Source organism: Faecalibacillus sp., from assembly GCF_047023275.1.
Taxonomy (GTDB): domain Bacteria; phylum Bacillota_I; class Bacilli_A; order Erysipelotrichales; family Coprobacillaceae; genus Faecalibacillus.
In genome coordinates this window covers 42,576-56,294 of sequence record NZ_JBKYAR010000019.1, presented here as the reverse complement: position 1 = coordinate 56,294, position 13,719 = coordinate 42,576, and the positions used below count along the sequence as shown (strand labels likewise).

Genomic DNA, 13,719 nt, shown 5'->3' with positions numbered 1-13,719 from the left:
ATCTTTCCTTTTTTCTTCTTTCAATGGACAAATAGTCCAAAAAAAAGAAGTCCATTTAGGACCTCTTAAATCATTTATAAGTTCTATTTAATAACTCTTACATTAATAATACCTTCTGCTGCTTCAATACGTTCAATAATATCTTGACGTACATCATCATTTGTATCAATCAATGTATAAGCATAATCCCCACGAGAACGATTTACCATATTTTCTATATTTAAGTTGTGATCTGCAAATAGTTTAGAAATACGTGCCAAGATATTTGGCATATTTTTATTTGTAATACATAGTCTTACTTTTGATTCTCTTGGTTGATTAACAGCTGGGAAGTTTACAGAATTTTTAATATTTCCATTTTCTAAGAAATCTTTTAATTCTTGAACTGCCATTTTTGCACAATTATCTTCACTTTCAGGAGTAGAAGCTCCTAAATGAGGTAAAACAATAATATTATCTTTTCCAATTAATTCTTGTGAAGCAAAATCAGTTATATATTTACTTAATTTACCTGATTCTACAGCTTCTAATAAATCAGCATTTACAACTAAGTCCCCTCTAGCAAAGTTTAATAAACGTGCACCATCTTTCATTAATGCAAACTTCTCTTTATTTAACATACCCTTTGTATCTTTTGTACTTGGTACATGCACTGTAATATAATCACATGTTTTAAAGATCTCATCCATATCTTTTGCTTTACGTACATGTTTTGATAAAGCCCATGCAGAATTAACAGACATAAATGGATCATATCCATAAACTTCCATTCCAAGTTTATTAGCTGCATTCGCTACTAAAACTCCAATAGCACCTAATCCAATGACCCCTAATTTTTTACCTTCGATTTCTGGTCCTACAAAGTTTGATTTTCCTTTTTCGGCTGTCTTAGCAACATTTTCATCATCCTTTAAAGTATTGACCCATTCAATACTTTCAACAATCTTACGACTTGATAAGAATAATGCACATAAAACAAGTTCTTTTACTGCATTAGCATTTGCTCCTGGTGTATTAAAAACAACAATTCCTTTTTCAGAACATTTATCAACAGGAATGTTATTGACCCCCGCACCAGCTCTCGCAATCGCTTTAACATCATTTGAAAATTCATATTCATGTAAAGATGCACTTCTAAGTAAAATAGCATCTTCATTTTCTAACGTTTCCCCATATTGGTAATCTTCATTAAAATAATCTAATCCTACTGAAGATATTTTATTCATCAATTTAACCTTATACATACTTGACCCCTTATCGATTATTTTCTTCAAATTCTTTCATAAATGCTACAAGTTTTTCAACACCTTCATATGGCATTGCATTGTAAATAGAAGCACGAATTCCCCCTACAGAACGATGACCTTTTAAATTTGTCATGCCTGCTTCAATACTTTCTTTAACAAATTTCGCATCTAAATCTTTATTTGGTGTAGTAAAAGTCACATTCATCAATGATCTATTTTCTTTATCACTATGTGCTTTATAGAAAGTAGATTGATCTAAATAGTCATAAACTAATTTAGCTTTCTTTTCATTTCTTTCTTTCATGACTTCTAAGCCACCTAAAGAATCAATCCATTCAAGAACAAGTCCTAAAACATAAATAGCATAAGCTGGTGGTGTGTTATACATTGAATCATTTTTAATCATCAATTTATAATCTAATAAAACAGGTGTTGTTTTGGCAACATCTTGAAGTAAATCTTCACGGATAATTGCTACCCCTAATCCAGCAATTCCCATGTTCTTTTGAGCACCAGCATAAATCATTCCATATTTACTTACATCTACTGGTTTAGATAAAATATTAGATGACATATCAGCAATAATTGGTACACCATTTGTTTCTGGTACGTATTTCCATTCTGTTCCATAAATTGTGTTATTCGCACAGATGTGTAAATAAGATGCATCTGTTGATAAATCTAATTCATCTTGTGTAGGAATATGTTTAAAATCATTAACACTTCCATCATAAACTATATGAATATCCCCATATTTTTTAGCTTCTGCTGCTGCTTTTTTACTAAAAGCACCAGTAATCGCATAGTCAGCTTTCCCATTCTTTAAAAGATTTAAAGGCACCATTGAGAACTGTTGTGTTGCTCCTCCTTGAATGAAAACAATTTTATAATTGTCAGGAACATTCATCACTTTCTTTAATAATCCTTTTGTTTTTTCAAAGATTTCTAAGTAGGAAGAGGATCTATGACTCATCTCCATAACAGACATACCACTGCCTTCATAATTCAACATTTGTTTTGCTGCTTTTTCAAGTACAGCAACAGGTAACATTGAAGGACCTGCTGAGAAATTGTAAACTCTTTTTTCGGTCATATATAAAACCTTCCTTTCTTATTTGTATTGCTAACATTATATTGTATACAATTTTATTTGTCTAGTAATATTGTATAAATTCATACAATTTATAATTTATTATCAAATAGATAAAAAATTATAAGCAAAAAGACAGATTACTCTGCCTTATATATATGCCATATAAAAATAATCATACCTAATATTAAAGAAACCATCGCAACAATCAAATAAGAATCTATACTAATTGATGAAATAGGTATATTTAACATCTTAATATAAAAAGATTTAGATATTTCAATTAACCCAATCATTGTATAATCAATCAATGATTTAATTAAAAGAATAATTGAAAATATAAAAGAAAAACTTTGTTTATTTAAAATATATAATCTCAAAAAACATAATAATATACATAATAAAATAATCATTCTAAAAATGATTGATTGCATAATTGCATAAATAATCACAAAGATTTTAGAAAAAGAACTTAATTTATTTTTCATTCTATGAATCATTTTATTCCAAAATTGATTTTGTTTTAAAATATCTATAATTTGTTTTTCTTTAATAGAAATATTCATTTCTTCTTTAATCATTTGTTTACATGATTTAGAAAACTTCTGTAATTCATCTTGAGATAAATGTATCTTATTTTGATTAATATTTCTAATTGATTGATCGAAAGCATATTTATTTAATTGATAAAGATAATCACTCTTTTTTATTTTATTTTGTAACTGATTTATTTGTTGAAAATTTGCATCTGTTTCTTCGTCTATAATTAAATCAATAATTTGATTCACAATAAGTGAATTAATATAATTATCACTGATTGTTTTTACACAAATTGTTTGAAATGTCATGGAAATTGTTAGTAGACACATTAAAGCGATAGCGACAATACAAGTTTTTAAATGTCTCTTTTTTTGCATTAAACTCACCTTATTTTTATTATACCTAATAATGTAAAAAAAGAAACTGTTCTTTATTGATATAAAAAACAATTTCTATCATGATGATATATCATAAGAATATATTATAGCTCTAAATATTATACATTTTTTACTTTTCTAAAATCAGTCAATTCAATTTGATGATCTTTAAGCCAATCTTTTAACCATGATGAACATAGAAAATCACATTCCATTGCTCTAATAAGAGTAAAAGATGAGTGCGTTAAAATATATTGATCTAAATACCCTGGATGAAAAACCATTACTGACACATCATGATTTTTAATAAAATCTAAACTGTTTGTTACATATTCTTTTGGATCATAAAGCATATGTTCATCAAGTTTTGCCATAGCAATTCCATAAATATGATTTTCTTTTTCAAATTCTTGATCAAATAAAACATTTTCATAAAATAATCCATATTTCTTAGCTACATTTTTTAAAGCTGTAAAAAAGTTTTGTGAAATAACTGCATGACATTCAAAATAATCAGGATCTCTTCCTGTAATTTCTTTAAAATTTAAATATTGTGCTTCAATTTCTATCTCTGCTTCTTCAACAACCACTGTATCTTCTTTACGATTTCTAATTTCTCTTGATGAACAGAATTCACCATTTTCTTGAACTAAAGATGGAATACGTGCAGGATCAGTAAGTGGTTTCCCAGCACAAATATTAGTATGTTGCCCTATTGCAATATCAAAGTCTTTAACGAGTTGATATCCATCACTAGCATATTCCATATTTGTCATCATTCCAACACTGGTAATCATGCCATCTTTAACAGCTTTATAAATGCCTAAATTGACTGCTTCACTAAAACCTAAATCATCAGCTCTCATTATCAATTTCATATTTTTGCTTCCTTTTTCTATCTTTTAAATAATTTTTTGCTTTTGCATATATTTTTATATTCTTTTCTTTAACTGTTCCAATATGTTGAATAACATCTTTATTTAAAACAATACTTCTTTCTTGATGATAAGGATTAATAATAATACCATCTAGTTTTTCTTGATTTAAACACATTCTAGAATAATCATCAAAACTATATACTGAACCTTTTTTATTTTTACATTTTGGATCTTTATTCATTTCTATTTGACTTGTATAGATAGAATAATATTTTTTATCTTTTATTTGATAAATAGGCAAATCATGATAATCAAATACAGATAAGAAATAAGATCTTGTAGCAAGTTGTTCAAATAGAATATCTAAATAATCATAATGTTGTCGATTCACTTGATCTAATAAAAAATGTAGATAAGGATTATATATTTCTTCTCTTGATGAAGCTAAATGATTGTTTTTATTTGTAAAAATATAGCCTCGATCTATATGATTTTGTAAATTTATATCAATTAATAATGCATATAAGTTTTCTTGTAAATTTACATCGATCCATTCATTAATTTCTACTTTTTCTTCATAACCATAAGGTCCTATTAAATAAAGAAAATCTAGTTTTTGAACAATACCATCAATTGTTCCTAAAACAAATAATTCACCATTTTTATGTTGATAAATTCCTTCTACACAAAAAGAAAAATACTCTTCTTTTTCAATTTTATTTTCTTTTTTAAATAATTTCATACCATCACATCCTATCATCATTATAATTATATAATTTGTATTTTACATGAACTTTAGATACGCTTTTAATACTTTTAAATGTGCAGTTGATAAAGGTAAAGACTGTATTTCTTCTAATGTATACATCCCTTTTATTTCATGATTTAAAGTAAAATGATAGACATGCATAAACCATGTACGATGAGTAAAGACATGTTTAATATCTTTAATATAGGAGTGTATTTTTAATTCTTGTTGATAATTTTCTTGAAATGATGTTATAAAACTATAAGGACTTTCTACGTCATATTGAATAAATCCATAAAGATTTTCTAATAAACCTCCTGGTGGATTTTGAATTAATAAAAATTTATTTTGATAAGTAATGATTCCTGTAATAAAGCCTATTTCCTGTTTCTTAATTTTTTTAATAGAAATAGGTAAAACCTCTTGTTGGTTGTATCTATACGCTTGGCACTTTTTTTGAATAGGACAAATAGAGCATTGTGGATGAACAGGCCTACAAATCGTTGCTCCTAAATCCATCAATCCTTGATTAAATGCAGATGCGTCATGTCCTTGAATCAGTTCTTGAACAATTTTAAAAATTTGTTTTTGTATTTTTAATTCAACGATATTTTCTTTAATCAAATAATATCGACTCATGATTCTTAAAACATTACCATCTACTGCAGGAACAGGCTTTCCATAAGCAATTGAACTAATGGCTCCTGCTGTATAACTACCAATTCCTTTTAAAGCTAATATTTCATCATATTCTCTAGGAAATTGTCCATCGTATTTATCTACGATTATTTGAGCACTTTCATGCAAATGTTTCGCGCGTCGATAATATCCTAAGCCTTCCCACATTTTATAAACTTCTTCTAATGAAGCACTTGCTAGTTTTTCAATTGTTGGAAAGACTTCTAAAAAATGAATATAATAAGGGATTACGGTTTCAGTTGTAGTTTGTTGTAACATAATTTCACTGATCCAAATATGATAGGGATCTTGATCTTTTCTCCAAGGAAAGTCTCTTTTATTTTGTTGGTACCATTGTATTAATTGTTTTTGCATTTTTTTCACCTTTATTTATTTTAAAGGATATTATTTATTTTGAAAAGAAAAATATGGCTTTTGCCATATTTAAAGTAACATCAATAAAGTTCCTCCAACAAGAATCAAAAAACCTATTAATGATTTCTTATTTAATTTTTCATGGAATACTACATATGAGAAAATAATTGTAACAACAATACTTAATTTATCAATTGGTACAACAATACTTGCTGGTCCTTCTTGAAGTGCTTTGTAATAACAAAGCCATGATAAACCTGTAGCAATCCCCGATAAACAAATAAACAATAACTCATGACGATCTATTTCTTTAATCGTATGTTGTTTTTTAACAACAAAAACAACGACCCATGACATAATTAAAACGACTACTGTACGAATAGCTGTTCCTAAATTAGAATCAATATTTTGCATTCCTACTTTTCCAAGTAAAGAAGTTAAACTAGCAAATACTGCTGAAAGTAAAGCATAAATCAACCAACTTCTATGATGTGTTGTCGATGTACTTTCTTTTTGATCAATCATAAGATATGTACCTGTTCCAATTAAAACAACACAAATCCATTTTAATAAATTCATATCTTCTTTTAAAAAGATAAAAGCTAAAACAATTGTAAGAATTGTACTTGATTTATCAATCGGTACAACTTTATTAACATCACCTAATTGTAAAGCTTTAAAGTAACAAAGCCACGATGCCCCCGTAGCAAAACCAGATAAAATCAAAAAAATCCAAGTATTTGTTGAAATTGTTGAAATTTGATTTTGGCTATGAACAATAAAGACCATTAACCATGAAAAAAGTAAAACAACAATTGTACGTAATGCTGTAGCGACGTGAGAATCTGTTTTTTTAATTCCACACTTGGCTAGAATTGATGTAATACCAGCAAACAAAGCTGATCCAAATGCATATAAAACCCACATAATAAAGCCTCCCTGTCAATTATAATCCTTTGTATATTTTTTGTTAAGAATATCCTTTAAATCATAACAATCACTTAACAAAAAAAAGAATACTAATTAAGTATTCTCTTCAATATTTTAGATTTTTCAATAATTTTTTGACAGTGTTTTTGATATAATTCATGACCTTTTACCCAATATCTTATACGCTGAGAAGATTTCATCAAACAAATCGCACCAACCAGAAAAAAAGGTACTTGAGGGACAACTGGAAGCAGCAAGCCTATCATTCCTAATAATATAAAAAATACACCCACAACAAATAAAAGACTACGATAAATATATCTTAACTTCATATAACTGCCTCCTTTTTACAAGCAAAAGAATAAAAAAGTTATATGAACAAGTCGTGAACTATTTCTAAACAAATCTTAAAGATATTCAGCATTATTTCTTAAGAAATAATATAATTAACTTCTAACAAAAAAGAATCATAGATAATTTTAAAGTAACCCAAGTAAATCTATTGGTTTTTCAAATGTATATTGGCAAGGAATTTCTTGACAAGCAACACTGCCCCATTTAGCTAACCCAAAATCAATATGGGCATTTAAAGCAGCCTCATAATCCGAATGAGCATCACCAATATAAATTACTTCATCAGCATTTAAAGCTAATTTTTCTATACATTTTAATAATGGTTCTGGATGTGGTTTATGATGAGTAGTATCATCTTCTAAAACAACAGCTGACATATAATGATCTATTCCCTTTGAAACAATATCAATTTCATATTGAGCTCTTAATTTTGATGAAACAATAGCTTGTTTAACACCCTTTTCTTTAAAACTTTCAAAAACTTCTTCAAATCCTTCATATAAAGTAGCTTCATCTTCATAATCATTGACATATTGAACCCATCTTGCATACGTTTTTTCTTTATCTTTAATTCCCAATTCTTCCATCACTTTCATTCCTGGATAAGGAGCAAATTTTAAAACTTGTTCAAATGTCCAATCTTCACCTGTTTCTTCTTTAATGATTTTCATTAATGGATACATATTCATATTTAGCGTATTCAATAAAGTCCCATCAATATCATAAATCACCGCTTTATACTTTTTCATTTTCTTCAATCCTTTCTTTCAATAAATAGATAACACCTCTATAAACCAATCCATCAAATAACATAGAAGAAATATCTTTATGAAAATAAAGATTTTTAAAACAACCTTCATCTATTTTATTTAATATATTTTCAATATTTTTTTCTTCATATTGCCATTTTAAATCTAATGATAATTCTAAACGCTTGGGATCAATTATTGTAAAAATCATACTTAATAACACTCCCAAAATCTCATTAAACTCTTCTTGACTATGACATTTACGAATTTGTTGATTTATTGTTTTTCCCTTTAAAGATATCAAACCAATTTCACCCATAATTCCAATATTTCCATAAAGTGGTTCATCCTTATAAAAATAAGAACTTCCTACCCCTACTTCATTAATATATAAATAATAAGTAGAATCCTGTTGATAAGTAAAATAACATCCTTGATGAATCATCTTAACATCATTTTGTAATTGAATGGGAGTAGTTATTTCTTTTTTAATCTCTTTTAACCAATCATGTTTTTCAAAAAAATTATGATGATCAGTTACATACTCATCTTCATAAACAATACCCTCTACTGCTATTTGGCAACAATGAATTTCATCTTGATTAATTAAATCTTTAACAATTTTTTTTAATTCATCATCTCTTTGATAAAATAAGATACCTTCTTTTTTTATTTCTCTAAAACTTCTTGATTGATAAAAGACCTTATCATCTTGAATATAAAGACAAAGAACTAAATAATTCTTTTCATTTAAAGCAAAACGTGTTGGACACCTTCCTCCACTCGATAAGTCATTTCCCACTTCTTGAATCAATTGTTTGTTTTGAAGTGTCCTTACCATATTACGAATACTTGGTTGAGACAATTGTAAATCTTCTACTAATTCATTCATCGTTGAGCTTTGATGAAGATAAAGATATTTTAAAATTGATAATAAATGTTTTTTCTTACTTTCTTTTAATGCATTCATATTCTCACCTTTACTTTTATTATACTATAATAAAAGTAAATTAAAAGAAAAACCAGATCATCTGGTTTTAGACTAAAATATGAATTTACTAGAAATTGATTTTTCTAAATATCTTGTAAATTGTTTTGATGCTGATTAAATAATTGTTTTTGATATTGTTTAGGTGTAATATTCATTCTTTTTTTAAAACTTTGAATAAAATGACTCACGTCATTAAAACCAACTTCTATAGCAATCTGTGATATTGCCTTTTTTTCTTTTCCTAAAAGCTCTAAGCTTTTTTTTATACGATAATTAATTAAATATTCATAAGGTGTTGTTTGAAGAACTTGCATGAATAGTCTTCCACAATGTCCTACACTCATATTTCCATAAGATGCAATTTCTTCAAGAGAAATATTTTCTTGGTAATGTAAATGAATAAAAGCTAGACATTTTTGTAAGCTATGATGGTAATCTTGTAAAGTATTATCTTCTTGATCTGATTGTAATAAAAGATAATACATAAATTGAACAAGTTGTGTTGCAAGATAGTATTCTTTATGTTTACCTTGATAAAATTCAAAAGTTACATGATTGATATTTTTAATAATATCAATTACTTCTTTTTGTTTTAAAAGACAAATTCCAATACTCATTTGTTCAATTTCTTTTTCCATAGGACTATGTTCATAAAAATTAATAAAACTTTCTGGAAATAGAAAAGAACGATAATGGGCTGTTTCTACTTCTATAAATTGATGAAGGACTTTTTTTGAAATAAATACAGCTTCTCCTTGATGAACTTCTATTGTTTTTCCAAGTGAAATAATTTTAATAATTCCTTCTAAAACATAAGTAATTTGAATATCTTCATGCCAATGCATTTCTTGAAAACGCATGCGAGGTGGAATGGTTTTCTTATTATTACAATCTAATGCTAGAAAAGGAAAATTGGTATGAATACGTGGATTTTTTACAAATAAATCATAAGAATTATATTCTTGCATCCAATCACCTCTTTTCCTTTATTTTAATCTATTTATTTAAAAAATTCATTAGAATCTTTTTAAGCTTCATCTCTATTTGATACTTGTTTTCTCCATAAATGCGATGAGCGACTTGATTAAGCCACTTTTCAATACTTTCTTCATCTTTCTAACAGATTTATTTAATCCCTTCTTTAATCGTTACTTCAAATAATACCCATATTATTCTTCCTCCACATTTGGTAAAATCATTGAACAAACAAGGGCGATTGCACAAACAATTGTCATAATGATAAATGCATAATTTAAACCATAAGCATCTGAAACATAGCCAAGAGCTGGACATAAAACAGCCCCTACACTTACTGCTAATCCTAAAGTAATACCAGAAGCAAAACCTGTATGATTTGGTAAATATTTTTGTCCCAAAACAACCATTGGACTATATGAAAAACTTTCTCCACATGACATAAGAACTAGCATAACTAAAGCAATAATAAAATTAGAAGTATTGGTAAAGATAAAAAGTGCTGGTAAAAAGATACAAAAACTAAGACGTACCATCTTTCGATGTCCATAACGATCAGCAATACTTCCACCTAAAAGAGTTGCAATTGCTCCCATTCCATAAAAGAAACTTAATATTAAACTAGCAAATGAATTTGATCTAGAGAATTGTTGAATAAAATAAAGTGCTAAAAATGTGGAAAGTCCATTTGTAAGAATCGAACGACTAAAAACAACACCACATAATTTTATAAAACCACTCCAATCATCTTTTCCATCACCTTTGACTTCTTCTTTCTTTTTAACTTCTAAAATATCTAAATTTTCAAAATCCTTATTAAAGAAAGAACAAACAATTCCAAAAACAATACCTGGTATCAAGAAAAGTATTGTTCCTTTCATTCCAAACAAATTCATTAAAAACGCTGTATAAACAGGTCCTAATGTAAATCCAATCTTACCTCCAAAAGAAAAAATACTCATTCCCTTTCCCTTAGCATTTTTATTAGAAACACTATTGACAAGTTTAGCAGCTTGAGGATGAAACATGGCAACCCCGATTCCACTAATAATCACTGCTATACATAATCCAAAGAAATTTGAAATAAAACCTGTAACAGCCATTCCTCCTGAAGCAAGTAAAACACCTAATATCATATAGAAAGGTTTATTCTTTTTATCTGATAACATACCAATAAATGGTTGAACAAAAGAACCAAAAACATTTGATACCGTTACTAACATGGCAGCAGTTGTATAATCATAATGATAAGTTGCAATTAAAAATGGCAATACAGCTGATAAAATACTTTGATTAATATCTGAACATAAATGTCCTAAAGATAATACATATTTATAATATTTCTTCATTTTTATCTTCCTCCCTTTGACAACTTTCATTATATGAATAAATAAGTTTATTTATAGGAAGATATCCACAAAAATACTAAAAAAATATAATAATCTAAACATTTATAAAACAATACAAAAAAAGATGCCGTAGCATCTTTTTCTATTAATAATTTTCTGCATGAACTTCAAAGTATGCTTGTGGATGATTACATACTGGACAAACATCAGGTGCTTTTTCACCAACAACGATATGTCCACAGTTTCGACATTCCCAAACTTTGACTTCACTTTTAGCAAAGACTTCTTGCATTTCTACATTATGTAGTAAAGCTCTATAACGTTCTTCGTGTTTCTTTTCAATTTCTCCAACTAAACGGAATTTTTCAGCTAGTTCTGGGAAACCTTCTTCTTCAGCAGTTCTCGCAAAACCTTCATACATATCTGTCCATTCATAGTTTTCACCTTCAGCTGCTGCAGCTAAGTTTTCAGCAGTACTTCCAATTCCATTTAATTCTTTAAACCACATTTTAGCATGTTCTTTTTCATTATCTGCTGTTTTTAAAAATAATGATGAGATTTGTTCAAAACCATCTTTTTTAGCTTTTGAAGCAAAATATGTATATTTATTTCTTGCTTGTGATTCTCCTGCAAAAGCTTCCATTAAATTTTTTTCTGTTTGTGTTCCTGCATATTTATTAGCCATATTATATCTCCTTTTCTATTCCTTGTTAGGAATAATTCCTATTTATATAATATTCTCTTTCATCAATATTGTCAATATAAATACTCTTTTACATAAAAAAGACAAGATTATTAAATAATCTTGTCCAAAATTAAATTATTTTTTTTCAACAATATGATCAATATCTTTAAAAATAGAATGTGTAGGTACAACACCTCTTACTCTTGAAAGAGGATAAATGTTACTATGTTTTCCAATAACAGTTCCTGGATTTAAAACACTATTACATCCTACTTCAACATAATCTCCAAGCATAGCTCCCATTTTCTTTAACCCAGTTTCAATTTCTTGATGATTAAATCTATCTTTTACAACAACGAGTGTTTTATCGCTTTTAACATTACTTGTAATAGATCCAGCTCCCATATGAGATTTATATCCTAAAATAGAATCACCTACATAATTATAATGAGGTACTTGAACATTATCGAAAATAATAACATTTTTTAATTCAACTGAATTTCCAATAACACAGTCTTTCCCAACAAGAGCACTTCCTCTAATAAATGCACAATGTCTTACTTCTGTTCCAGCACCAATAATACAAGGTGCTCCAATATAAGCACTGTCAAACACTGTAGCATCTTTATGCACCCAAACATGTTCCTTGATTTCTTGATAATCATCACCTAGATTTTGTCCTAATTCAATTATAAAATCCTTAATTCCTTTTAAAGCTTCCCAAGGATATTCATATTTTGATAAATATGAACCAGCTTGACTATGACTTAAATCATATAAATCACTTATTTTATACATTTTGTATCCTCCTTGTATATTTGAAATATTTTTTTTGATTATATATCTTCATAACCAAGATTACAATAATCAAATCTATTGAAATAGACAAAAATCAAGGCATTGCCTTGATTTCTAGGCTATTCAAATAATTTAGGGGCCTCAACTTTGGGGGTCTACTTTAGGGGGCAACTTTAGGGGGATGAACTTCTAATAATTGCCATTGAAAAACAACAGCTAGGATTCTGGCTGTTGTTTCTTTTTATAGTTCATTTATCATTTATATTGTCTAGATACTATGAAAGGAACTATATGAATAATGATATCATGAAATTTTTAAACATTGAAGATAAAGACATAATTATCTCTAAGATTTTAATTGATGGAAATACTAAGATAATTTATTTAGAAAAGACTCTCAAAGTCGAATATTGCCCTGCCTGTTCTTCTAGAATGCATTCAAAAGGAAAATATATTAGAAAAATAAATCATCCTATCCTACAGGATGGCTATCAATTAAAACTTATTGTAACTCAAAGAAAATGGAGATGTACCAACCCTCAATGTAATCTTTACTTCAATGATCAGTTTAACTTTATTAGTAAATATAAACAGTCATCTAATATTACTCCTTATATGATCCTTAATGAAATGAAGAATATACATATCACTACTGCAGATGTCGCTAGAAAATATAATATTTCTGATACTTCCGTACATTATATATTTCTACAATATTTGAACATAAAACGTCTTCCTTTACCTGAAATAATTTCTGTCGACGAAGTATTTTTAGATATTGACTATAAGCATCGTTATGCTCTGGTCATTATGGATTTCAATACTCTAGAAATCGTTGATATCCTTCCCAACAGATGGGAGGAAACAACAAATGCCTACTTTTTATCCATTCCATTGGAAGAACGAAAAAACGTTAAATACCTTATATGTGATATGTATAACCCCTATATCAACT

At 27.8% G+C, this 13,719-nt stretch carries 15 protein-coding genes; 1 reads left to right on the top strand and 14 read right to left on the bottom strand.

Going from position 1 to position 13,719, the window contains the following annotated elements; all coding sequences use genetic code 11:
• Positions 1-83 precede the first annotated feature (83 nt).
• The 14 genes from ACLVEP_RS08115 to ACLVEP_RS08050 form a co-directional block, all read right to left on the bottom strand.
• On the bottom strand, positions 84-1,244 hold the full coding sequence (locus ACLVEP_RS08115; protein ID WP_318001189.1) for a phosphoglycerate dehydrogenase: 1,161 nt from the start codon (positions 1,242-1,244) through the stop codon (positions 84-86).
• A 10-nt stretch (positions 1,245-1,254) separates the two neighbouring features.
• Positions 1,255-2,340, bottom strand: coding sequence for a 3-phosphoserine/phosphohydroxythreonine transaminase (gene serC / locus ACLVEP_RS08110; protein ID WP_412584074.1), 1,086 nt, complete (start codon positions 2,338-2,340; stop codon positions 1,255-1,257).
• 137 nt (positions 2,341-2,477) lie between these two features.
• Entirely contained in the window at positions 2,478-3,254 is a 777-nt protein-coding gene (locus ACLVEP_RS08105; protein ID WP_412584073.1) for a hypothetical protein, read from the bottom strand.
• A gap of 119 nt (positions 3,255-3,373) precedes the next feature.
• Entirely contained in the window at positions 3,374-4,132 is a 759-nt protein-coding gene (locus ACLVEP_RS08100; RefSeq protein ID WP_412584070.1) for a ChbG/HpnK family deacetylase, read from the bottom strand.
• Positions 4,110-4,874 carry an SseB family protein gene (locus tag ACLVEP_RS08095; protein WP_412584068.1) on the bottom strand — a complete coding sequence of 255 codons (765 nt, stop codon included), beginning with the start codon at positions 4,872-4,874 and terminating at the stop codon, positions 4,110-4,112. Before ACLVEP_RS08095 ends, ACLVEP_RS08100 begins: the two co-directional genes overlap by 23 nt.
• A 42-nt stretch (positions 4,875-4,916) precedes the next feature.
• Entirely contained in the window at positions 4,917-5,933 is a 1,017-nt protein-coding gene (gene mutY / locus ACLVEP_RS08090) for an A/G-specific adenine glycosylase (protein WP_412584065.1), read from the bottom strand.
• A gap of 69 nt (positions 5,934-6,002) precedes the next feature.
• Complete coding sequence (locus ACLVEP_RS08085; protein WP_318001095.1) at positions 6,003-6,860, bottom strand: EamA family transporter; 858 nt, start codon at positions 6,858-6,860, stop codon at positions 6,003-6,005.
• A gap of 92 nt (positions 6,861-6,952) precedes the next feature.
• On the bottom strand, positions 6,953-7,195 hold the full coding sequence (locus tag ACLVEP_RS08080) for a DUF454 family protein (protein ID WP_412584063.1): 243 nt from the start codon (positions 7,193-7,195) through the stop codon (positions 6,953-6,955).
• A 147-nt stretch (positions 7,196-7,342) separates the two neighbouring features.
• Positions 7,343-7,966 carry an HAD family hydrolase gene (locus tag ACLVEP_RS08075; protein ID WP_412584061.1) on the bottom strand — a complete coding sequence of 208 codons (624 nt, stop codon included), beginning with the start codon at positions 7,964-7,966 and terminating at the stop codon, positions 7,343-7,345.
• On the bottom strand, positions 7,953-8,936 hold the full coding sequence (locus ACLVEP_RS08070) for an ROK family protein (RefSeq protein WP_412584059.1): 984 nt from the start codon (positions 8,934-8,936) through the stop codon (positions 7,953-7,955). Before ACLVEP_RS08070 ends, ACLVEP_RS08075 begins: the two co-directional genes overlap by 14 nt.
• Positions 8,937-9,040: 104 nt before the next feature.
• Positions 9,041-9,925: a helix-turn-helix domain-containing protein gene (locus ACLVEP_RS08065; RefSeq protein WP_412584057.1), complete on the bottom strand. Its 885-nt coding sequence runs from the start codon at positions 9,923-9,925 to the stop codon at positions 9,041-9,043.
• Positions 9,926-10,126: 201 nt separating this feature from the next.
• On the bottom strand, positions 10,127-11,281 hold the full coding sequence (locus ACLVEP_RS08060) for an MFS transporter (RefSeq protein ID WP_412584054.1): 1,155 nt from the start codon (positions 11,279-11,281) through the stop codon (positions 10,127-10,129).
• Between the two features lie 145 nt (positions 11,282-11,426).
• Positions 11,427-11,966 carry a rubrerythrin gene (gene rbr, locus ACLVEP_RS08055; protein WP_412584052.1) on the bottom strand — a complete coding sequence of 180 codons (540 nt, stop codon included), beginning with the start codon at positions 11,964-11,966 and terminating at the stop codon, positions 11,427-11,429.
• A 135-nt stretch (positions 11,967-12,101) separates the two neighbouring features.
• Positions 12,102-12,764, bottom strand: a complete 663-nt coding sequence (locus ACLVEP_RS08050; protein WP_317999531.1) for a UDP-N-acetylglucosamine pyrophosphorylase — start codon at positions 12,762-12,764, stop codon at positions 12,102-12,104.
• A 291-nt stretch (positions 12,765-13,055) separates the two neighbouring features.
• On the opposite strand from ACLVEP_RS08050, the gene ACLVEP_RS08045 reads away from it, so the two are divergent.
• A partial coding sequence (locus ACLVEP_RS08045; protein WP_412584049.1) for a transposase occupies positions 13,056-13,719 on the top strand: 664 nt, incomplete at its 3' end.

Bases quoted from the DNA above. Each gene is read 5' to 3' on its own strand.
- ACLVEP_RS08115 (WP_318001189.1), bottom strand. From the start codon at position 1,244: ATGTATAAGGTTAAATTGATGAATAAAATATCTTCAGTAGGATTAGAT.
- serC (WP_412584074.1), bottom strand. From the start codon at position 2,340: ATGACCGAAAAAAGAGTTTACAATTTCTCAGCAGGTCCTTCAATGTTA.
- ACLVEP_RS08105 (WP_412584073.1), bottom strand. From the start codon at position 3,254: ATGCAAAAAAAGAGACATTTAAAAACTTGTATTGTCGCTATCGCTTTA.
- ACLVEP_RS08100 (WP_412584070.1), bottom strand. From the start codon at position 4,132: ATGAAATTGATAATGAGAGCTGATGATTTAGGTTTTAGTGAAGCAGTC.
- ACLVEP_RS08095 (WP_412584068.1), bottom strand. From the start codon at position 4,874: ATGAAATTATTTAAAAAAGAAAATAAAATTGAAAAAGAAGAGTATTTT.
- mutY (WP_412584065.1), bottom strand. From the start codon at position 5,933: ATGCAAAAACAATTAATACAATGGTACCAACAAAATAAAAGAGACTTT.
- ACLVEP_RS08085 (WP_318001095.1), bottom strand. From the start codon at position 6,860: ATGTGGGTTTTATATGCATTTGGATCAGCTTTGTTTGCTGGTATTACA.
- ACLVEP_RS08080 (WP_412584063.1), bottom strand. From the start codon at position 7,195: ATGAAGTTAAGATATATTTATCGTAGTCTTTTATTTGTTGTGGGTGTA.
- ACLVEP_RS08075 (WP_412584061.1), bottom strand. From the start codon at position 7,966: ATGAAAAAGTATAAAGCGGTGATTTATGATATTGATGGGACTTTATTG.
- ACLVEP_RS08070 (WP_412584059.1), bottom strand. From the start codon at position 8,936: ATGAATGCATTAAAAGAAAGTAAGAAAAAACATTTATTATCAATTTTA.
- ACLVEP_RS08065 (WP_412584057.1), bottom strand. From the start codon at position 9,925: ATGCAAGAATATAATTCTTATGATTTATTTGTAAAAAATCCACGTATT.
- ACLVEP_RS08060 (WP_412584054.1), bottom strand. From the start codon at position 11,281: ATGAAGAAATATTATAAATATGTATTATCTTTAGGACATTTATGTTCA.
- rbr (WP_412584052.1), bottom strand. From the start codon at position 11,966: ATGGCTAATAAATATGCAGGAACACAAACAGAAAAAAATTTAATGGAA.
- ACLVEP_RS08050 (WP_317999531.1), bottom strand. From the start codon at position 12,764: ATGTATAAAATAAGTGATTTATATGATTTAAGTCATAGTCAAGCTGGT.